Origin of the sequence: Myroides odoratus, from assembly GCF_965118575.1 — a bacterium.
Classification (GTDB): Bacteria; Bacteroidota; Bacteroidia; order Flavobacteriales; family Flavobacteriaceae; genus Flavobacterium; species Flavobacterium odoratum_B.
Genome location: NZ_CBCPHW010000007.1, coordinates 150,257 through 170,619, shown reverse-complemented (window position 1 = coordinate 170,619; position 20,363 = coordinate 150,257). Strand labels below are relative to the sequence as shown.

19 protein-coding genes are annotated in these 20,363 nt (G+C 34.6%); 17 read left to right on the top strand and 2 right to left on the bottom strand.

Annotated elements, in window-relative coordinates:
- The 9 genes from ACMHJ2_RS07980 (at position 1) to ACMHJ2_RS07940 (ending at position 10,543) form a co-directional block, all read left to right on the top strand.
- The gene (locus ACMHJ2_RS07980; protein WP_413512428.1) at positions 1-855 is read left to right on the top strand and encodes an HAD-IIB family hydrolase; all 855 of its coding nucleotides are present in this window, start codon (positions 1-3) and stop codon (positions 853-855) included.
- Positions 856-1,028: 173 nt separating this feature from the next.
- Positions 1,029-2,015 carry a fumarylacetoacetate hydrolase family protein gene (locus tag ACMHJ2_RS07975; protein ID WP_413512427.1) on the top strand — a complete coding sequence of 329 codons (987 nt, stop codon included), beginning with the start codon at positions 1,029-1,031 and terminating at the stop codon, positions 2,013-2,015.
- A gap of 920 nt (positions 2,016-2,935) precedes the next feature.
- The gene (locus ACMHJ2_RS07970) at positions 2,936-3,526 is read left to right on the top strand and encodes a non-canonical purine NTP diphosphatase (protein WP_413512426.1); all 591 of its coding nucleotides are present in this window, start codon (positions 2,936-2,938) and stop codon (positions 3,524-3,526) included.
- A gap of 351 nt (positions 3,527-3,877) precedes the next feature.
- On the top strand, positions 3,878-4,465 hold the full coding sequence (def, locus tag ACMHJ2_RS07965; protein WP_413512425.1) for a peptide deformylase: 588 nt from the start codon (positions 3,878-3,880) through the stop codon (positions 4,463-4,465).
- A 56-nt stretch (positions 4,466-4,521) separates the two neighbouring features.
- Positions 4,522-4,932 carry a DUF5606 domain-containing protein gene (locus tag ACMHJ2_RS07960; RefSeq protein ID WP_413512424.1) on the top strand — a complete coding sequence of 137 codons (411 nt, stop codon included), beginning with the start codon at positions 4,522-4,524 and terminating at the stop codon, positions 4,930-4,932.
- Between the two features lie 75 nt (positions 4,933-5,007).
- Positions 5,008-5,790: a nucleoside triphosphate pyrophosphohydrolase gene (mazG, locus tag ACMHJ2_RS07955; RefSeq protein ID WP_413512423.1), complete on the top strand. Its 783-nt coding sequence runs from the start codon at positions 5,008-5,010 to the stop codon at positions 5,788-5,790.
- 8 nt (positions 5,791-5,798) lie between these two features.
- On the top strand, positions 5,799-6,452 hold the full coding sequence (locus tag ACMHJ2_RS07950; protein WP_413512422.1) for a hypothetical protein: 654 nt from the start codon (positions 5,799-5,801) through the stop codon (positions 6,450-6,452).
- 521 nt (positions 6,453-6,973) lie between these two features.
- The gene (locus tag ACMHJ2_RS07945; protein WP_413512421.1) at positions 6,974-9,337 is read left to right on the top strand and encodes a TonB-dependent receptor; all 2,364 of its coding nucleotides are present in this window, start codon (positions 6,974-6,976) and stop codon (positions 9,335-9,337) included.
- Positions 9,338-9,349: 12 nt separating this feature from the next.
- Positions 9,350-10,543, top strand: a complete 1,194-nt coding sequence (locus ACMHJ2_RS07940; RefSeq protein ID WP_413512420.1) for a hypothetical protein — start codon at positions 9,350-9,352, stop codon at positions 10,541-10,543.
- A 122-nt stretch (positions 10,544-10,665) separates the two neighbouring features.
- Here ACMHJ2_RS07940 and ACMHJ2_RS07935 read toward each other — a convergent pair whose 3' ends face one another.
- Positions 10,666-12,786, bottom strand: a complete 2,121-nt coding sequence (locus tag ACMHJ2_RS07935) for a TonB-dependent receptor domain-containing protein (RefSeq protein ID WP_413512419.1) — start codon at positions 12,784-12,786, stop codon at positions 10,666-10,668.
- A gap of 9 nt (positions 12,787-12,795) precedes the next feature.
- Positions 12,796-14,016 carry a PepSY-associated TM helix domain-containing protein gene (locus tag ACMHJ2_RS07930; RefSeq protein WP_413512418.1) on the bottom strand — a complete coding sequence of 407 codons (1,221 nt, stop codon included), beginning with the start codon at positions 14,014-14,016 and terminating at the stop codon, positions 12,796-12,798.
- 261 nt (positions 14,017-14,277) lie between these two features.
- Here ACMHJ2_RS07930 and bcp point away from each other — a divergent pair, with 261 nt between their 5' ends.
- The 8 genes from bcp to menA all read left to right on the top strand — a co-directional run bounded on the left by bcp (position 14,278) and on the right by menA (position 20,355).
- On the top strand, positions 14,278-14,733 hold the full coding sequence (bcp, locus tag ACMHJ2_RS07925) for a thioredoxin-dependent thiol peroxidase (RefSeq protein ID WP_413512417.1): 456 nt from the start codon (positions 14,278-14,280) through the stop codon (positions 14,731-14,733).
- Positions 14,734-14,775: 42 nt separating this feature from the next.
- A complete protein-coding gene (locus ACMHJ2_RS07920) occupies positions 14,776-15,777 on the top strand; it encodes a DUF2157 domain-containing protein (protein WP_413512416.1) in 1,002 nt (333 codons plus the stop codon).
- A complete protein-coding gene (locus ACMHJ2_RS07915) occupies positions 15,755-16,858 on the top strand; it encodes a DUF4401 domain-containing protein (protein WP_413512415.1) in 1,104 nt (367 codons plus the stop codon). The genes ACMHJ2_RS07920 and ACMHJ2_RS07915 overlap by 23 nt, the downstream gene beginning before the upstream one ends.
- Entirely contained in the window at positions 16,848-17,354 is a 507-nt protein-coding gene (locus ACMHJ2_RS07910; RefSeq protein ID WP_413512414.1) for a GDYXXLXY domain-containing protein, read from the top strand. Before ACMHJ2_RS07915 ends, ACMHJ2_RS07910 begins: the two co-directional genes overlap by 11 nt.
- An 11-nt stretch (positions 17,355-17,365) precedes the next feature.
- Positions 17,366-17,842 carry an META domain-containing protein gene (locus ACMHJ2_RS07905; RefSeq protein ID WP_413512413.1) on the top strand — a complete coding sequence of 159 codons (477 nt, stop codon included), beginning with the start codon at positions 17,366-17,368 and terminating at the stop codon, positions 17,840-17,842.
- Between the two features lie 107 nt (positions 17,843-17,949).
- On the top strand, positions 17,950-18,408 hold the full coding sequence (locus tag ACMHJ2_RS07900) for a copper resistance protein NlpE (RefSeq protein WP_413512412.1): 459 nt from the start codon (positions 17,950-17,952) through the stop codon (positions 18,406-18,408).
- 611 nt (positions 18,409-19,019) lie between these two features.
- On the top strand, positions 19,020-19,340 hold the full coding sequence (locus tag ACMHJ2_RS07895; protein WP_413512411.1) for a hypothetical protein: 321 nt from the start codon (positions 19,020-19,022) through the stop codon (positions 19,338-19,340).
- A 103-nt stretch (positions 19,341-19,443) separates the two neighbouring features.
- Entirely contained in the window at positions 19,444-20,355 is a 912-nt protein-coding gene (gene menA, locus ACMHJ2_RS07890; protein WP_413512410.1) for a 1,4-dihydroxy-2-naphthoate octaprenyltransferase, read from the top strand.
- The last annotated feature ends 8 nt before the right edge of the window (positions 20,356-20,363 follow it).

The following is a 20,363-nucleotide window of genomic DNA, read 5'->3' as shown; positions in this document are numbered from 1 at the left end:
ATGAACCAGATTTTTATTACTGATCTAGATGGGACTTTATTAAATAGCAGGGGCTATTTGAGTGTGGAAAGTGAAGCTATTCTCAATCAGGTGGCTACGGAAACCTCACATAAAATAGCATTTGCAACTGCAAGAGGCCTAGCGAGTGCACAAAAGGTTATTCAAAGGGTGCAGTGGAATTTCCCTGTACTTCTAAATAATGGTGCAATCATTTACGATTGGACCGCACAGAAAATTTTAAAAATTAACGGTATTGAAAATCAATATGTTCAAAAGATATTGAGTATCAGTGCGGATTGCGGAATATCTCCTTTTGTTTTTACGTTAAACGAGCATTTTGAAGAGGGCATTTTTTATCAAAAAAATCCATCCTCTGGAATGCAAAGTTTTTTGGACTTACGCCCTAAGGACCCCCGTTTTTTAGAAGTTGACATTCTTCAATCTCATCCAGCTATTGAGAATACTCAAAGCCTTGTTCTTATGTTTATAGCAGAGTATGAAACCTTAGTACCCTTAAAACTGTATTTTCAAGAACACTTTAAAAATGAAATGAAGTGTCTATTAACCCAAGATCAATATATTGCCAATCAATTTGTTTTAGAACTTTCCAGTGCAAATGCAACCAAAGAAAATGGAATTACTTACCTGAAAAATCTATGGGATATAGCTCCTCAAGATTTGCATCTTTTTGGAGATAATTTAAATGACAAAGGGATGTTAGAATTGGAAGCCAACACCTACGCTGTTAGCAATGCACATGCTGTTATTTTAGAAACTGTTCAACATAGAATTAAATCCAATGATGAAGATGGTGTAGCTCAAGTGATCGAAAAAAGAGTAGCACTTCAAAAATAACACTTAAATACAGTAAAGAAGAGAAGTGAAAAGCACATCCGCTTATTCTACAATTTTTTTATACCTTCGGGGTTTTCTTTTTTGACCTATATTTTAGAAGAGAAAGACCAAAGTAAAAATCAAAGTAAAGACCAAAGTAAAGACCAAACAATAAAAACTAAAAACATAAATTCATGAAATTAGCTAGTATAGACAACGGCACTAGGGACGGTCAATTAGTAGTTGTTACAAAAGATTTGACAAAAGCAATTGCGGTTAGTGAGATTGCAGCTACTATGCAAGAATCCATAGATCAATGGGCAACAAAAGAATCACTTTTAAAAGAAGTGTATGACAACTTAAACGCAGGAAAACTGTCTAATACAATTGATTTTACAACAGCTAAAGTAATGGCGCCCATTCCAAGAGCTTTTCATTGGGCTGATGGAAGTGCGTATGTAACGCATGTGGAATTGGTTCGCAAGGCAAGAAATGCAGAATTACCTGAGTCCTTTTGGACAGATCCATTGATGTATATGGGAGCGTCAGATGCCTTTATTGGTGCAACAGACCCAATTGAAATTGAAAAAGAAGAGTGGGGAATTGATTTTGAATCTGAAGTAGCTGTTATTACTGACGATGTTCCTCCAGGAGTAGATACTCAAACAGCATTGAAACATATTAAATTAGTGACAATCGTAAATGATGTGTCTCTGAGAAACTTGATTCCTGCTGAATTGGGTAAACAATTTGGTTTCTATCAGTCTAAACCATGGACTACTTTTGCCCCTGTAGCAGTCACACTAGATGAACTAGGAGATGACTGGAAAGAAGGAAAATTGCATTTACCTTTGCACTCTACCTTAAATGGTACACTAATCGGTTCTCCAAATGCAGGTATCGATATGACGTTTCATTTTGGACAGTTAGTTGCGCATGCCGCAAAGACGCGTTCTTTAATGGCAGGAACAGTAATTGGATCTGGAACAGTAGCAAATCAGGGTAGCCCTACAGGATCAAGCTGCTTGGCAGAGGTTCGATGTCTTGAAACAATAAAAGACGGTAAACCTTCAACTCCATTTATGCAGTTTGGAGATCGTATTGAAATTGAAATGATGGATAATGACGGAAAAAGTATTTTTGGACGTATCAATCAAGTAGTAAAGCAATATAATAAATAAGCCTACTTCATATACTTAAAAAAGCGCGTTTTTAAAAGACGCGCTTTTTTTGTTTGGATCGAATGCCATCCGAAACGAACAATACAAATAATAAAGAAACCATTGTAAAAGAGGGAGATCACACCAAAAATCCCCACCAAACGCCTAACCTGAAGGCCAAATATCCCACCTAGGAAAGGTTTATTAGCCCCTATAGCCTTGTTTTTATCAGGTTGAGTGAAACATTTTTACGTTTGGGTACTCGATTTTATCCGTTTGAGTTTTGTTTTTCTCTCAGTTAGCCCAATAAACACTACTATTGTATTACTTAAAACTCGTGAAAGAAAAGAATAAGCGTATAGCTTTAAGAGAGAATCAGTTTTAAATATAAAATGGTTGAGTTAAAAGTTTTATTAGATGCTCTCGTGATATATAGCATATATTTCTTTTGCTAGGTTAGTAATTGATAAGGTGAATGAGAAGAACAAACTTACTATAGGTTTGTTCTTTTTTTTTGTACCTATTCTACGGTAAATATTCGGCGCTCAACATGGCATACGGGACGGCTGCGGGTCGTGGAAGTGTCATACGATACATACCTCAGTCTTTACACCCCCAGTATGTCCTAAAGGACAGTTATGGAAATCTTTTTATATGTTCAGCAGGACATACAAGACGGCCACATATGACAGAAGTATGAAATAAGTACATTAAGTCTTCATACCTAGCTTGTCACCCATCAGATGTCCTTGGGAGCACTAAGGTTTGCATCCTAGACCTCACGTTTTATCAATTCCTACCCAACTTTTGCGCTTGATCCCATCCATCCGCTATCCTATCTAGAATAAAGAAAAAACGCTTATATTTTGCTATACGTCCCCAACTTTCGGTCTAGATTCCTTTTCATTTTGTATTTTTGAATGCATAAATAATAAAAAACAATGAAATTAATTTTCGCTTCAAATAACAAAAACAAAATCAAAGAAATCAAGAATCAACTTCCAGATTCCATAGAAATACTAAGCTTAGAAGATATTGGTTGCATGGTGGATATTCCCGAGACGGCTACTACTATAGAGGGCAATGCACTTTTAAAAGCAGATTATATTAAGCGCCATTACGGGTTTAATTGCTTTGCAGATGATTCTGGATTAGAAGTTAATGCATTGGGCGGTGCTCCAGGGGTTTATTCTGCTAGATATGCAGGGGATGGCAAAAATGATCAAGCGAATAATGCTAAACTATTGAGCGAATTGAAGGATAAAACGGATAGAAAGGCAAACTTCAAAACAGTAATTGCCTTGCATTTCAATGGAGTACAACATTTGTTTACAGGTGTTATTGCTGGAGAAATTCTAGTAAAAGAACAAGGCGAAGGAGGATTTGGATATGATCCTTTATTCAAAGCAGATACAATGAATAAATCTTTCGCGGAATTGACTATTGAAGAAAAAAATGCAGTGAGTCACAGAGGAAAAGCAGTGAGTCAATTGGTAGATTTTTTAAAAGGAAAAGACGCCGAAGACCTATAAGTTACAAAATACGCTTGAAAATACATCTCTTTTAGTAGCGATTACTTGTCTTTTAGTTTTATATGGATTGACTTATCGTATAAAAACTAAAATAAGTTTTTTTAAAGGAGCGATAGGAAAGTGTACCCATAAGAAATAAAATAAAAAGAAGATTGGTTTTAAGTATTTGTTAGCCAGTTATTTGACGGGTTGATGATTCAGGTTTTTCTTTTTTTTAGTAGCCCGATAGCACAGACAATCTTGGCTAAGGTTAAAAGATAAGCTGAAAAAAGTTTTGTAGTCTTATAGAATACTATAAATTTGATTAATTTTGCAATCGTTTTAAATCAATAAAGTTACAAAAGAACAACCATGATACTATCAATTGTTGGGTATGGCGATCCTGTTTTACGTAAAATAGGAGAAGACATAGCGGAAGATTATCCAAACTTAAGCGAATTAATTGCTAATATGTACGATACGATGTATTCGGCTAGTGGCGTAGGATTAGCAGCTCCTCAAATTGGATTACCAATTCGTTTATTCGTAGTTGATTGTGCTCCATTTGCAGAAATGGAAGATAATACAGCAGAAGAAATAGCGTTTTTAAAGGAATATAAAAGAACATTCATTAATGCAAAAATCCTAAGTGAGGAGGGAAATGAGTGGTCTTTCAATGAAGGGTGTTTAAGTATTCCTGATATTCATGAAGCTGTAATTCGTAAAGAACAAATCACAATTGAATATTATGATGAAAACTTTACCAAATACACGGAAACAATAAATGGTTTGGCTGCACGTGTTATTCAACATGAGTATGATCACATTGAAGGTATTTTGTTTACAGACAAGCTATCAACCTTAAAAAAGAAATTAATTGCGAAGCGATTAAAAAATATTATGGAAGGTAAAGTGTTTACAGACTATAAAATGAAATTTGCCTCTAAAAAAGGGAGATAAAAAATTGGAAATTAAGAAGTAATTAAGATATTTGTCACAAAGAAAATTTTTAGAAAATGAGTTTAGAAAAAGTATTAGCTATTTCTGGTAAACCAGGATTATTTGAGTTAATGGTTCAAACACGCACAGGATTTATTGCAGAGTCATTAGTTGATCGAAAAAGAAGTACTGTAGGGTTAAAAAATAACGTTAGTTTATTATCTGAAATCTCAATATACACACACGAAGGAGAAATTAAACTTTTTGACGTATTCAAGAATATCGCGGCAAAAGAAAACAATGGAGAAGCGATTTCTCATAAAGCTTCGGATGCTGAATTAGTTGCTTACTTCCAAGAAGTATTGCCAAACTATGATTCAGAAAGAGTTTATAATTCGGATATTAAAAAAGTACTTAACTGGTATAACATTATACAGAAAAGAGGTTTAATCGAAGAAACTTTTCAGGTAGTTGAAGAAAACAAGTAAGAAAAAAGAATAAATAAAAAAGCTCGTTGTACAACGAGCTTTTTTATTTTTACAGGAGTATTAAATAGACCTATTATGCATACACAACAAGAGAAACTGGAAGCCATCGGTAAGTTATTAACGATAATGGATGAGTTAAGAATTCAGTGTCCGTGGGATAAGAAACAAACGTTTGAATCTTTGCGCTCATTGACCATTGAAGAAGTATATGAACTAGCAGATAGTATATCGGGTGCTAATCCAAAAGAAATAAAGGGAGAATTAGGTGATTTACTTATGCATATTGTTTTCTATGCCAAAATAGGAAGCGAACAAGGTTTGTTTGATGTTAAAACAATTGCGGATGGAATATGTGAAAAATTAATCTATAGACACCCTCATATTTATGGAGATGTTCAAGTAGAAAATGAACAAGAAGTACTGCAAAATTGGGAACAACTCAAGCTTAAAGAAGGAAGAAAATCAGTGCTAGAAGGCGTACCAACAAGTTTACCTGCCATTATCAAAGCACTGCGCATACAAGAAAAAGTAAGTGGAATTGGTTTCGATTGGAGCAATAAAACCGATGTTTGGGCCAAAGTAGAGGAAGAAATTCAAGAATTTAAAGTAGAAGAAGCAGCTGGAAATAAAGAGCTGATGGAAAAAGAATTTGGTGATATTCTCTTTTCTTTGGTTAATTATGCCCGTTTTGTAGGCATTGATCCGGAACACGCTTTAAATCAAACCAATCAAAAATTCTTATTGCGATTTAAAACGATGGAAAGTCTGATCCAAGAAGATACAAAGGTCATACATCAAATGACGCTTGATCAAATGGATGTATATTGGGAAAAAGCAAAAAAGTTAACGCAAAAATAAAGGAGAAAATGAGCAAGAAATCCATAATTGAGCTTAAAATAGTTTTTGTTTTACTGTTTTCGTTGAGTCTGTCCACCAGTTATAGCCAGCGAATTCAACAAGATATTTGGAGTGATTTGACTTATAATACAGAGCAGTATACAGCAAAACTAAAGCAAAATAGCTTTGACGACTTAACTTTTACGGATTCAAATGCTAATAAAATTGAATTTAATACGGCTTATTTAGAAAAAAAACTCGGTGGTGCATATAAGGATACAGAAGTTAAATCGATGTTTTTTAAAGACTTAATCCTTGATTATATGCATATTCAAGGCTATGAAGCGTCCTATACTGTAGATGTTTTAGGAGTCTTAACGCTTGCGGATAATCAAGGAAAAAAAGTTGTTTTAGAAGCGCATATAGCCAATAGTTTAAGGGATGATGAGCCTAGATTAGCTGCTAATGTAACAGTTAATGAAGCTGGCAATTGGGTATATCAATCAACCGACCAACAAGCGGAGTTGACGAAAAGTCTGAACGGAAATAGAAGGTATACAGACAGTAATAAAACAATACTTGAGTTTGAAAGGGCGACTTGGGAACAAATAGTAAAAAAGCATAAATCAGAACGTGCATTATTTCTTTATTTATTGAAGGAGCTTTTATTGTTGAAGAATTAGTTTCCCGTCTACATAAACCTGTTTTACTTAAATTAACGTATAGATAAGGGTGATAATATTTGTTTTTTGAATTAAAACAGCTGATTTTGATAGAATTTAGCAAATATATATTGGGGCTTTGGTATTCAAATTATTTGAACTACTTTGCACAACAAATAAAAAAAGAGAGGTCCCCGCTTCAAAATGTCATCTTCAGAATGAAGAGTTTGGAAGAGATCTTGAGATTTAAATAATACACACGAACCAAATTAGACAAGTAGCCGTCTTATTTTATGGTATCAAAAAGCTAACTTCTTGAGTTAGCTTTTTTATTTTCCCATCTAAGGGATGCCTAATCTTTTTTCTACCTCCTTTTTCTTTTGTTTACTATTTGTTGGAAATCCTAAAAGATAGAAGCTCTAGAACCATAGAAAAAGCAAGAACTTTTTTTAATTAGATTTAATATAAATTAGTTGATCATTTACTTGCTGAAATTAAGGAGAGTAACTACATTTGTTTGCGTAAAAATAATGTTAAAATAGATGAGTTCTTTTTTCAAGATTACCATTTTAGCTGTGCTCTTTTTCTTTGTAGAAAATGCTGCTCTAGCCCAAGTTAAACAAGGTGTAGTTCATGGAGTCGTAGTGGATCAAGCGAAACAGCCTATTCCAGGAGCTACGATTTTAATTGAAGGAACCTCAATTGGCGTCATGTCCGACACTAAAGGTCATTTTCAACTTAAAAATTCAATTGGAGAAGCAACGATTCAAGTAGCTTTTCTCGGATTTGAAACCCAAGTTAAAAAAATATATTTTAAAGAAGTAGCAGGTAGCGTATTGCAATTTGTCTTAGTTGAAACTCCAGCAATGTTGGATGATGTGGTGGTGGAAGTGAAAGGGAAAGTATCCGCTTTAAGAGATGAAGCCTTTGCAGTATCAGCGATTGATTTAAAAAAGTTTAGCAATAGCACCTCTGATTTGAATCAATTGTTGAACAAGAGTACAGGGATTAAAGTACGTCAACAGGGTGGAGTAGGTTCAGATTACAACTTCTCTATTAATGGAATGTCCGGTAAAGCCGTAAAATTCTTTGTGGATGGTGTACCACTGGAAATGCTGGGAAAAGGGGTGGACATGAATACACTACCCGTTAATATGGCAAAACGCGTAGAGATTTACAAAGGCGTTGTACCCGTTCATTTGAGTACGGATGCCATGGGAGGAGCAGTCAATATAATAAGTAACAGTCAACAAGCCGATTATGCGGATGTGAGCTATACTACAGGGTCATTTAATACCCACAAGGTCAACTTAAATGGACAGTTTAAAGAAGAAGGCACTGGAATCGTCCTGCGATTAAATACGTTTTTTAATCATTCAGATAATGACTATACCATGCGCAACATGAAGATATGGAATGCCGATAAATACGCCTATGAATACAAAGATGTAAAGCGCTTTAACGATCAATACCAATCTTTTTTTGTACTGACAGAATTTGGTGTAGTAAATAAAAAGTGGGCGGATCAATTTTTCGTAGGAACCTCGTATTCCCTATTTGATAAAGCGATTCAAACCGGATCCAATCAGGATGTTGTCTACGGTAAAGTAAAGCAAAAAGGAGATGCCAACAACTATTTTCTAAAGTATAAAAAAGGCAATCTACTAGACAATCGATTGGATATCAATCTATATGCGGGTTATTCTAAGAGTTTAGAACATGGAATTGATACCTTAATGCGCAAATATGCTTGGGATGGAACCTATACACCTGCAGGAGGAAGTGAAATGGGAGGCCCATCATTCAGTTATATTTACAGAGATCGCTTCTATTCTCAACTATCGTTGGAGTATAGATTTAGCGATTATCATAAAATCAATGCAAACTATACCGTTGATTATATTGAGAATACAACCTATAATTCCTTAATTCAGACCAAAGCAGATGTTTTTCCAGCAAGAATGACCAAACAGATTGCTTCTTTGAGCTATCAACAAGACTTCTTTGATAAGCGTTGGACCAATATATTCTTTGGAAAGTACTATAAAATCAATTTGCAAAAGACCATTTGGGATGCGTGGACGCAAGTGAATACTGCTGTGAAAGAAAACTTTGACAATAGTGGCTATGGAGTAGCAACCCTCTTTAAAATAACGGACAATTTAGGGCTAAAAGCCTCTTTTGAACGTTCGTATCGCTTACTAGAACCCGAAGAGATTTTTGGAGACGGTATTACGATAACGAGTAATATGGATTTAAAACCAGAAAATAGCAACAACTATAATTTGGGGGTGTATTATAGTAATCGCTTTACGGATCATTTTATTCGTTTGGAAGCAGCAGGTTATATTCGCGACACCAAAGATTATATTTATACTGTGCCCAACTTGTATAGCAGTACATTTAAATATGAGAACTTAACCAATATTTTTACGAAAGGACTAGAGGCAGAATTTAATTATCAGTATAAAAATTACATCAATGCCGTATTTAATTTGAGTTACAATTATGCCTACGACAATACTAAATACGCGAATAACAGTGAAATTGTATCGGCAACGTATAAAAAGGAAATACCTAATCAACCGTGGTTATATGGAAATATTGATATCACACTTGGGCAGGATGATCTTTGGCAAAAAGGCAGTCGCCTTGAATTTCATTGGGGATGGCAAATGACGGAATGGTTTTATAAAAACTGGCAGTCATATGGAAATAAGAAAAATATACCGACCATACCTAGACAAAATCTCCATGATATCGGTGTTAGTTATAGTTTGGCCAACGGAAAATACAATGTTGCTTTTGACTGTACTAATGTGGGGAATGCTTTAGCCTATGACAATTTCCGTTTACAAAAACAAGGCAGAGCCTTTTATTTAAAGTTTAGATATTCATTACAATAACACATTCGATTCATGAAAGTTAACTATATAATCATGCTATTGCTCACTATAGGTCTAGTGAGTAGCTGTAGTAAAGAGCCTAGTCAACAAGGCGGATTTGAAGGAGAAGAAAAATACGATTACTTTTTGTTGTCTGCCCTGGGAAGTTGGCCCAATACCGTCCATTATATGACAGCAACCAATAATTTACGCGAAGGAGAAATGAATTTGGAAGTGGAGGGAGATGAAGTAAATTCAAAAGGAACCTATTCCTATATTGTCAAAGATGGTTATATCTATAATTACAAAACGGATCAAGGCGTATTTAAAAAAATGAAATACACCAAAGATCATTTGGTTACCGAATTAGAAGTTCCCTTTGCAGCCATTTATGATGTCAATACTTATACTTGGATAGACGACAATACACTGTTAGTATTAGGAACAACAGGTGGAGTAGAAAAATTAGTTTGTACGGTGTTTGATGTGCGTACCTTGCGTATTCTTCATCAAGGAGAAATCAAAGGGCTGGATACTTTCCCCGATAAATACAATTACTATTTACTTGGTGCGATTGCCTATGTGGATGGAAAGTTATTTTTACAATATGGATATCGCGATCATACCTGGTTAACCCCAACTTATTTTAATTTTGCTACCATATCGTATCCAAATTTTGAGGTAATCAGCAAAGAAGATGACACGCGAAGTAGAGGAGTAGCTAATAGTTCTCCTTATTTTAGAACGACATTCATAAAAGATAATGCCGATTTCTATTTTACTTGTTTTCCCAGAGAAGCAACCGGTCAAACCGATGTGTTTTTATTTAGAGCACAAAAAGGAGATACAGCAACGGATAAGAGCTATGAAATTAACCTATCTAATTTAGCTGGAGGTAAGATAATTGAACCTGCAATCGGTTATTTGGGGGATAATAAAATGGTAATGCTTTACCGTGATCCTGCTTTAGGAGATAGTTACAATGGACGATATGCCCTTGTCGATTTAGAAAGTAAAAAGATAATACGCATATTGGATGAAATTCCTGGAGATGAACCCTATGAGTTAGGATTTTTCTGTAAAGAAGGCAAATTGTATATCGCAAACAATGCCTTAAAAGAGCAAAATCACATTTGGATTTATGATAGTCAAACCGATCAAGTGACAAAAGGAATGAAAATTCCAGATCGTATCTCAGGTTTTGCGCGATTTGAAAGTTTTTATTAGTAATCAATAGCAACAACAAAAAAAAGGACATCATTTGGTGTCCTTTTTTTGTTGTATCCATACCTAAAAAAACACCTTTGCTTCAACAAGTGAGGAGCAAAGGTGTTGGTGAAATAAAAGATTTAAAATTTGTAATTGAAGGATAATGTAAAAATTCGACTGTCTAGGTCGTAATCTTGTTTGACTTTTGAATTGAAATCATTTCCTTGAATTGTATAATTATTGGTATTCAATACATCAGTAAGTGCCAATTTGATACTGCCTTTCTCCTTTAACACACTAGTAGAAGCACCAAGAGATAAATTAAAATAGCTGTCTCTTTTGTATAAACCAATATTGGATTTAGAAAAATATTGAGCATTAACTTCCGCTTTTATTCCTTTGGTAATTGTAAAACTATTTTGTGCATTTAGTGTGAAAGCCAATTGCTCACTATCAATAGTTGTTCCTTGGTAATCTCCTTTGTATTTGTTGTTGAAAAGATTAAGCATGGTGCTCATAGTCCAAAAGTCAGCCGGGTTTACCGTTGCTGTAATTGTGGTTCCATAATGATATGATTTGTTTAAGTTTTCCAGTGTTTTAACTAGAATCGTATTGTCTTGTTCATACTTGTAAACCTCAGTCATTACGTCGTTGGTCTGGCTAAAATAAACCGTTGCAATAAGGTATTTACTCCAAATATAACCGATCTCCGTTGCATGCGTAATTTCCGGTTTTAGGTTTACATTTCCCTGCCAATAATTAAAAGGATCATCGTAAAAACGGAAGGGATTTAAATCAAAGTGACTCGGTCTGTTGATACGCTTACTGTACGAAGCATAGTAGCTATGCGCATTGTCCGTTTCGTATTTAATGGATGCACTAGGAAAAAGCTTGTTATAATCCTTATTGTAGTGCTCTTCCGTTGTTTTCTGATGAATTTGACGATCCGTATACTCATTTCGCAAGCCAAATTGAATTTGCCAATGATCCAAAGCAAGCTTATAATTGGCGTATAACGCATGAATTTGCTCCTTGTAATCGTAATGATTACTCGTTACAGGATCAAGCACCCATTGGCTATCTTGTTCTAGTTCATAAACTGAAGGATTATCATTGGATTTAACAATGGATTTCCAACCTGTTTCTAGTGTTTGCTTTTCATTTACCGGAATTGTAAAATCTAATTTACCATTCCACACTTGTAGTGTAGACGGAATTTTCCCTTTTCTATTTGGGTAATTTTCCGATGCAGGTAGAAGGTTCTCCTGCAATTGAGTCTGGAGCGATCTGAATTTGGAGTTTTCATATTCTACATCAAAATCCAGTCGAACCCCTTCTTCCGAAAACTTGTGTATTCCATTTATACTAAACGTATAATCATACCAATGTTCGTCGTTGTAATTATTGGAGCGAATAGTAGAAAATAACGTCTGGACTGGAGCATAAATCTCACTTGTTCCTTTTGACTTATTTTCGTAACGACCAATTTTAGCATCAAATAGAATACCTAGATTCGTTTTAGATGACACTTGATAATCCGCACCAACTTTGAAGTTATTAGACGTTAAAGGTTCGCTCGTTGTATACCTTTGTGTGGTTTTTTTGATTACTACATTTGCTTGATTCGGGTCAAAAAAGTCCTGATTAAATGTTTTGCGTTCTTCTTCTCCTCTAAAAGTATAGCTATAATCCGTATAAAGACTTAATTTATTGTGGGTATAATTTAAACTAAGCCCAGAGTTGATGCGATTTTTTCTTCCTCTTCCACCATTTACATATACCGTTCCGTTGAGACCTTCTAAAACACTTTTTTTCAATACAATATTGATAATTCCAGCATTTCCCGTTGCATCGTATTTGGCTGATGGATTGGAGATAATTTCAATGTTCTTGACTACGGATGAATTGGTAGATCGGAGTAGATTGGCTAGTTCTTTCGAAGAAAGAGAACTTAATTTGCCATTGATCATAACACTTACCCCTTTTTTTCCTCGTAAAGATAGTTCCCCATCTTGCGAAACAACAACCCCTGGTGCGCGACCTAGTACCTCCAAAATCGTACTCCCTTCTGACAGGGTACTGCTTTCAACATTAAAAACCATCTTATCTGCTTTCTGTTGAAATACAGGCTTATCCATACGGATAATTACTTCGCCTAGGTTGGTGTTAGGTTGTTGGAAGATACTGTCTAATTGTGCTTCGGTTTGAGCATACGAGTTCAATCCCCATAAGGAGAGTAGTAAAATATAAGCTCTATTCATGATTAAAATTTATTGTGTGTTTTTACTTGTTTTCGTTTTGTTGCGGCGTCCACGCCAGATTAAAAAGCCCGTAATAGGCAAAGAGGCACAAAATAAACTACTCACAAAAGCAAATACCTTTCCCGGGAAACCAAAAAACGCCCCAACATGTAAATCATAGGTAGCATCTACTGCTTTTTGTGCGACTAATTTGTCTTGATGTGATCGATCGAATAACAATTTTCCAGAGTGTTCATCAAAAATCATCATATGAGATTCGGCATAGGTGAATTCCTTATCCTTAATCCAAATACTAAAATTCTCATGGTGATGGTCAGCCTCTTCGTGATCTTCCAGGTCCAATCCAAACGAATAAGCTTGCGGATAATATTCGCGTACTTGCGCGATAATAGCGTCGATTGTAGTTGGGGTTTCTTCACTTTCTGGAGCCGTTGTAACATATTGTTCGTAGCTAGGGTATTGACTGTCCCCTCCATTTAAAGCAACATATACCCAATGTTTGGTAATAGTAAACGAGTACATAATTCCCGTTAAAGCAATAATAATCGCTAAAAAAGAAGCATAGAAACCTAGAATATTGTGTACATCGTAATTTTTGCGTCTCCAGCCTTTTACTTTTTTCCATCTAAACCAAAAACGCTGCTTGCGCATGTTTTTGTTTTTGGGCCACCACAAGATGATACCCGTAATGAGCATGATAGCAAAAATAACGGTAGATACCCCCACAATGGTTCCCCCAATACTATTGCTTAAAAGTAAGGAGCGATGCAAAATCATCGTAAAGAAAAAGGGATTGTTTCGGATATTATATACGGCCAGAACCTTGCCTGTATATTGGTTTACATAAACGTTTTTATATACTAGGTAGGTATTAAAATAGTTCCATCCGTTGGGATCGACTAGATGAATACCAAATTGGTAGGATCGAGTAGGGTCGATGGGAATGGTTACTTCCTCTGCGAGTAAAGTTTCTCCTTGTTCTTTAAGTTGTATATTGACTAGATCTTTTAATTCCCTAATAGGAATAGGAAGTTTATCCTGTATGTTTTGTTCGTGATGGAAAATGACATCCTTTCTAAGAAAAGCGGTAATATCTTCATTGAAAACATAAAAGGCACCCGATAGGGAGGCAATTAGCACAATACAACCACTAAGAAGTCCTAACCATAAATGAGCTTTTACAATCCATTTTCTGAAAAGTCCCTTTTTTTTCTTCTTGTCATTGCCCATAACCGCATTTTTTTATTTAGATTCAATATAGATAATACAAATGAAACGCAAATATAATATTATTTAGAATCATTTTAAGCATTAATTAGGATAATTTACAAGCTATTGTTTATGAGGTGTTTGTTTTGATTTTGTTCACTTGTTTTTTCTTTCTAAGGTAGAATGGCGAAGGTTAAATTAACATTAAGCACAAGATTTACATTAATTTTTTACTACTACTTAAAAAAAAGGTAATTTTACTAATCACATAAAATAAAACAGATGACACATTTAAAAGTGGGCGACCAAGCACCCAATTTCACAGGAATAGATCAAGCAGGAGTTAAGCATCAATTAAGCGATTACAAAGGAAAAAAATTAGTTATTTTCTTTTATCCTAAAGCAAGTACACCAGGTTGTACGGCCGAAGTGTGTAATTTGAGAGATAACTATCAGATATTGAAAGAACAAGGGTTTGAATTACTAGGTGTAAGTGCAGATTCTGCTGAAAGACAACAGAAGTTCATAACTAAAAATAAGTTGCCTTTTCCCTTACTGGCAGATGAAAATAAAGAAGTTTTAAATGCTTTTGGGGTTTGGGGACCTAAAAAATTTATGGGAAGAACGTATGAAGGTATTCACCGTTTGACTTTTGTTATTGATGCAGAAGGAAAGATTCAACAAATCATCGAAAAAGTCAAAACAAAAGACCATGCTGCTCAAATTTTAGAAGCGTAAAAAGCGGGTATATACACGTTTTAGGTTGTAATAAAATTGAATATGAAAGAAAAAGAAAAACAAGTAACCAAACAAGAGCTATTCTTACTTAAAGAGTATTCTTCTATCGATAACCAACAGTTTAAAATTTTATACGATACCTATGGGTTTGCTTCAGCCAAACAATGGAAAGATTTTATCTATTATGCCTTGTTGGTTTGTGGAACTGGCTTTTTAGTAAGTGGTATCCTATTCTTTTTTGCCTTTAATTGGGATCAAATGCCCGTTAGTGTAAAATTCTCGCTAGTGGGCCTTGGTATTTTAGGAAGTGCCTATTTTGCAATAACCCCCCGAGTAAAAGAAGAAGTAAACAAGATTAGCTTAGTGGCAACTTCCTTGCTAATTGGTGTATTGTTAGCTGTTTTTGGACAAAACTATCAAACGGGAGCCAATGCGTATGATTTGTTTTTAACTTGGTTGGTAATAGTCACCCCACTAACGTTGGTTAGTAACTTTAGTTATCAGTGGTTATTTTTTAGTGTTTTAGCCAATACAACACTCATTTTGGCCATGGTTCAATACTTTCAAGTTGATTCTGTTTTTGTGGGAATTGCCTATTTAGTTCTACTGAATTTAATCTTGTTGGTATTGCCGCAATTCAAACCCCTATACCGCAATTTTCAAATCAATAACTTCTATCAGCAAATACAACTCGTAACTCTTTTTACCTTAGCTACTGCGGGATTTGGGTTTTGGTTGTTTACCAAGGATTCAAGTTACCAAGCCAAAGAAGTAGAAGGTGCCCTTTGGACGCTGCTTATTGCTGTGGTTGTACTAGGAGGAGGCTTAGGAATAGGCTGGATGAAAAAGCAAATTTATTTATTTTCTTATGCAGTTATTGCCCTTGTTAGTTGTGGACTTATGCTGTGGATGAAGTTATTTAAAGATGCCACCGAAGGATTACTTGTTTATATGCTTTACTCTCTAGGTGCTATATTTTTTATTATTAAAATCGTTTCAATTCAATCTAAAGCGTGGAAGCATGAAAACAAAAACAGGGAATAACTTAATCGAGGAGGTTGAGAAACAGGGAGTTGTTGTTGATCAACAACTCATGGAGCACCTAAAAGAAGAAAAGGCTATCAAGTATATATTTTTAAAACTGGTTGCTATTTTGGGAAGTTTACTGGTTGTAGGTTTTTTCTTTGGTTTCCTAATCCTTGCGCTTAATGATAGTTTGAACTATATCAGCTTTTTGTTTTTTGCAGCTATCTTATATGGCCTAAGCTTTCTAGGAAATAAAAAAACAGAACCCGCACTAAGAGACGGCGTTTTTGTTGCCACGTATATCAGTGCTATAATTTGTGTTATAGCGGCTTGTATTGACTTACAACTAAGTGAAGAAAATACACTTTTGTGTTTTAGTATACTTTGTGGTGGTGGATTCTTTCTCTTCAAAAGCAAGCTCATTCAGTTTATATCAGTGCTAGGTTTGTATTATGGTCTAGTTTACTATTTAGGCAATATAGGGGTGGGCTATGTAGGTCTATTTTTGTTTTGGGTGGTATTAGGAGGATTGTATTTCTTGTTTGATAGAGAGTTAGATATTAAAACAAACAATAAATTTTTGGGGAAGAAATATAATCCCTTAGTTAATGCTTTATTTTTTGTGCTTCTTTTTGAAGTGATACTTGATAATTTAGCCTTGCTAGAGCCAACAAACTGGTTCATTAGAGGTAGATATGGTGAATATAGTTGGTTTAATCATCGTATTTACTTAGTATTTGCGGGAATTGTACTTATTCTCTTGATCTATTTTACAGGAAAGAAAATAAATGAAAAACTACAGTTTCAAAAAGTAAATCTTGCCATTGGTCTGGGATGTCTTTTTATTTTAGGGATTTCCTTTTGGATGAAGGGATTTGGAATTCCATTGGCAATTAGTCTTTTACTCTTACTTTGGTCGTATCTATTTCGCTATCAAAAGGGAATTGTTTTAGCGCTTGCCACTTTGGGATTATCACTAATTTCATATTATTACTATTTGAATGTTACTTTGCTGGTAAAATCATTAATTCTAATGGGATTAGGTATACTTTTTTTAGGTTTATTTGTAATTAATACTAAGTTGAATCGTGAGAAATAAAAGAAATAGTGTCATTGTTCTAACTCTTGTTTTGTTTGGTGTATTTTTCGGACGTGCGATCTGGCAGAAAGAACAAACTATTCAAGAAGGAAAACTCGTTTTCTTAGAGTTAGCCCCTGTTGATCCTCGTTCCTTAATGCAAGGCGATTATATGCAGTTGAATTATGCTGTCAATAATCAATTGAGTGATGCAGGGATAGATAAAGAAAAAATACACAAGCGGGGCTATGTTGTTCTCGCCCTAGATCCCCAAAATAAAGGGGTATTTAAAGCCATAGGAGAGACTTTACCCCTTGATCTAGTAGATTCATTGATTGCGGTAAAATACTTCAATTGGAATGGGTTTAGCCTTTCTGTAGGTGCAGAAAGTTACTTCTTTCAAGAAGGGAAAGACACTTTACACGAAAAAGCAAAATATGGAGGATTGCGTGTGGACTCCAAAGGAAATAGTGTATTGATGGGTTTATATGATGCCGATCTCAAAATAATTGAATAAAATAGATAAAGATGAAAAAAATAGGATTAATTATGGCATTGATTTCCTTTGTACTAAGTGCAGGGTGTAAGAGTCAAGCTATATCAAAGGATACCCAAACTGAAACAAGCATTCCGATGAATACGACAAGTAAATTAGATGGAGAATGGGAGTTGATAGCTATTCAATCTAGCGCTAAAACAGAGGAAAACGTACAAGATTTATTTCCCCTAAAAAAACCCTTTCTTATTGTAGATTCGAAAGAAATGAGTTTCCATGGTCATAATGGCTGTAATATATATCAAGGAACGATAGAAGCCATAGACGCTAATATACTGCTTTTAGATAAAAAGATAGTATCAACCCGTAAATACTGTGAAGGTGTTAATTCCCCAGTCTATATGAGCGCTTTAGGAAAAGTCAAAGACTATCAAATGGAACAAGATGTATTGACTTTGACTTCTGAAGATCAAAATGTATTTTTAAAGTTTAAAAAAATAGAGAATTAATAGTCGTTAGTCTATATTAAAATTATACCTCTTCCTTTTTAATATAAAAACGAAGGGAGTTATGAAATAATTTGTAAATTTGAATAGTAATATTAAAAAATAAAACTATGAGAAGAAAGTATTTATCAATTGTTGCTGTAGCTGTATTGAGCGTTTTTACGTTAGCAAGTTGTAAAAAAGAAGTAAAAGAAACAACGGAACCCATAAAAGAAGTGGTAACGACTGAAGAAGGGATGGCTGATAATTCTAAAACATCTTTAGATTGGGCTGGAACCTACAAAGGAACTATTCCATGTGCAGATTGTCCAGGTATTGACGAAACAATCGAAATTAAAGCAGATGGAACCTTCAAATTGGTGGACCATTACCAAGAAAGAAAAGACGGACATTTTGAAGAAGTAGGAATGTATGAGTGGGACAATGCAGGAAATAAAATTGTACTTACTTTAAAAGATGGAGGTAAAAAACACCTTGCAGTACACGAAGGAAGTGTATTAGTTTTAGATCAAGAAGGCAATGTTATTACAGGGAATTTAGCTGAAAATTACCGTTTGAAAAAACAATAAAAAGAACAAGTAACCACACTCGAAGGGGCAAAAATGCGATGCATTTTTGCCCCTTTTTTTTGTTCGCTTACCTATAAAAAATAGGGGGTATACTTTTTAGTTTATACTATTTGATCCAATCTTTGTTGCGGGCTATTTCGTTTTAAGGCTTGATTTATTTGAGTGAGATAAATAGTCAATGGAACAAAAATAAGGTAAATCATTACTTTAACTAAAGGTGGTTAAGTGAAATAACAAGGCGCTTTTAGACAAAAATAACAAAGGACGAATAAAATACAAATGACTTAAAGTGACTTTAATTTAATATGAATTAAAAGTTTAATCAAACACGTATAAGTATTTGAAAAATAACGATATATATAAATTAAAGTAATCACATAACAATAAGTTATGAGTTGTAAATTGTTGTTTTTTGTCTTTTGGATTGCGTCTTAGGGCTTTTTTAAATTTAGTAGATATAAAAGTTAGGTTTTTTTATTCTTGTTTTTTGGTTCTTGAAAGCCATCCTCTTTTTTGTCTTTTTTAAGAGAATTTAGATTCGCATAAAAAGAAGATATATCCTAAAAATGCAATACCTTTAGTCAAGGCAAATCAATTGTAAAAAAAGAAATATGGCGACCCTTATTCTAGAAAGAAAAAAATCCTTGGTGGATCGATTTAGAACCTTTCAAATCTATTTAGATGGAGAGAAAGTACACACCATTGCCAATGGCGAACAAATCCAATTTGACGTAGAAAAAGGCAAACATATGTTAGCCGCAAAAATTGATTGGTATATTTCTTTGCCTGTTGTTTTTGATATTGAAGAAGAAGAGACACTCACTTTTTTAGTGCATACGCCAAATTTGGTTCAAGCCGTTTTTTATGCTTTTTCAAATAAGCACAAGTACCTAACTTTAAAAATTAATACCAGCGATAAGCGCGTGCGATAAACCTAAAAGTAAAACTTTTTAAAGCTTGTATTTGCAACGTTTTTATCCTTAATTTTGCACGAATCGACAAATAATACCATTTGTTTTTTGAAAGTTTACCCGTATGTTTAAAACCAAAACTTGGATCTCTGCCGCAAGATTGCGCACGTTACCCTTATCCATTTCGGGCATTATCGTAGGAACGGCATGTGCCTATCCTTACTATGCCAGTAACCCTCATTTTTCTTTGATTTTTCTATTTGCAATTCTTACCACTTTGCTGTTTCAAATTCTATCCAATTTTGCCAATGATTATGGCGATGGGGTGAAGGGAACGGATAACGAAAATAGAATAGGCCCTAAAAGAGCTTTACAAAGCGGTCTGTTGACCAAAGAAGAATTGAAGAAGGGGATTAGTATTACAGCGGGATTATCACTTATTTCTGCGCTTATTTTAATTTATCTCGCCTTTGGCAGAGAACACTTTTTAACCTCTTTGTTTTTCTTTGTATTGGGCATTAGCTGTGTGGCTGCGGCAATTAAATATACCGTTGGAAAATCGGCCTATGGATATAAAGGATTAGGTGACCTATTTGTGTTTATCTTTTTCGGACTTGTAAGTGTAATGGGGTCTTTCTATTTGTATGGACAAGCTCTGAATTGGTGTATCATTTTACCCGCTATAGCCGTTGGAAATTTGAGTATCTCCGTATTGAACATTAACAATATGCGAGATCTAGATGCAGATAAAGTAGTAGGGAAGCATACACTTGCCGTAAAGTTAGGTAGACAAAAGGCAAAATACTACCATTATTTTATTGTTCTTTTTGCCCTAGTAGCTTTTGTGGTTTATGCTGTGTTCAGCGCCATACCGTGGTGGAATTTTGCTTTTAGTATTGCCTATATTCCCTTTGTGAAACATTTGATATTCGTAAAAAACAACATTGAACCTAGCGCTTTAGATAGTCAGATGAAAGTGGTAGCCTTAAGTACTTTTTTGGTTTCTCTACTTTTTTCCTTAGCTTTAATCATATAAAACAAGAA

Bases quoted from the DNA above. Each gene is read 5' to 3' on its own strand.
- ACMHJ2_RS07980 (WP_413512428.1), top strand. From the start codon at position 1: ATGAACCAGATTTTTATTACTGATCTAGATGGGACTTTATTAAATAGC.
- ACMHJ2_RS07975 (WP_413512427.1), top strand. From the start codon at position 1,029: ATGAAATTAGCTAGTATAGACAACGGCACTAGGGACGGTCAATTAGTA.
- ACMHJ2_RS07970 (WP_413512426.1), top strand. From the start codon at position 2,936: ATGAAATTAATTTTCGCTTCAAATAACAAAAACAAAATCAAAGAAATC.
- def (WP_413512425.1), top strand. From the start codon at position 3,878: ATGATACTATCAATTGTTGGGTATGGCGATCCTGTTTTACGTAAAATA.
- ACMHJ2_RS07960 (WP_413512424.1), top strand. From the start codon at position 4,522: ATGAGTTTAGAAAAAGTATTAGCTATTTCTGGTAAACCAGGATTATTT.
- mazG (WP_413512423.1), top strand. From the start codon at position 5,008: ATGCATACACAACAAGAGAAACTGGAAGCCATCGGTAAGTTATTAACG.
- ACMHJ2_RS07950 (WP_413512422.1), top strand. From the start codon at position 5,799: ATGAGCAAGAAATCCATAATTGAGCTTAAAATAGTTTTTGTTTTACTG.
- ACMHJ2_RS07945 (WP_413512421.1), top strand. From the start codon at position 6,974: ATGAGTTCTTTTTTCAAGATTACCATTTTAGCTGTGCTCTTTTTCTTT.
- ACMHJ2_RS07940 (WP_413512420.1), top strand. From the start codon at position 9,350: ATGAAAGTTAACTATATAATCATGCTATTGCTCACTATAGGTCTAGTG.
- ACMHJ2_RS07935 (WP_413512419.1), bottom strand. From the start codon at position 12,786: ATGAATAGAGCTTATATTTTACTACTCTCCTTATGGGGATTGAACTCG.
- ACMHJ2_RS07930 (WP_413512418.1), bottom strand. From the start codon at position 14,016: ATGGGCAATGACAAGAAGAAAAAAAAGGGACTTTTCAGAAAATGGATT.
- bcp (WP_413512417.1), top strand. From the start codon at position 14,278: ATGACACATTTAAAAGTGGGCGACCAAGCACCCAATTTCACAGGAATA.
- ACMHJ2_RS07920 (WP_413512416.1), top strand. From the start codon at position 14,776: ATGAAAGAAAAAGAAAAACAAGTAACCAAACAAGAGCTATTCTTACTT.
- ACMHJ2_RS07915 (WP_413512415.1), top strand. From the start codon at position 15,755: ATGAAAACAAAAACAGGGAATAACTTAATCGAGGAGGTTGAGAAACAG.
- ACMHJ2_RS07905 (WP_413512413.1), top strand. From the start codon at position 17,366: ATGAAAAAAATAGGATTAATTATGGCATTGATTTCCTTTGTACTAAGT.
- ACMHJ2_RS07900 (WP_413512412.1), top strand. From the start codon at position 17,950: ATGAGAAGAAAGTATTTATCAATTGTTGCTGTAGCTGTATTGAGCGTT.
- ACMHJ2_RS07895 (WP_413512411.1), top strand. From the start codon at position 19,020: ATGGCGACCCTTATTCTAGAAAGAAAAAAATCCTTGGTGGATCGATTT.
- menA (WP_413512410.1), top strand. From the start codon at position 19,444: ATGTTTAAAACCAAAACTTGGATCTCTGCCGCAAGATTGCGCACGTTA.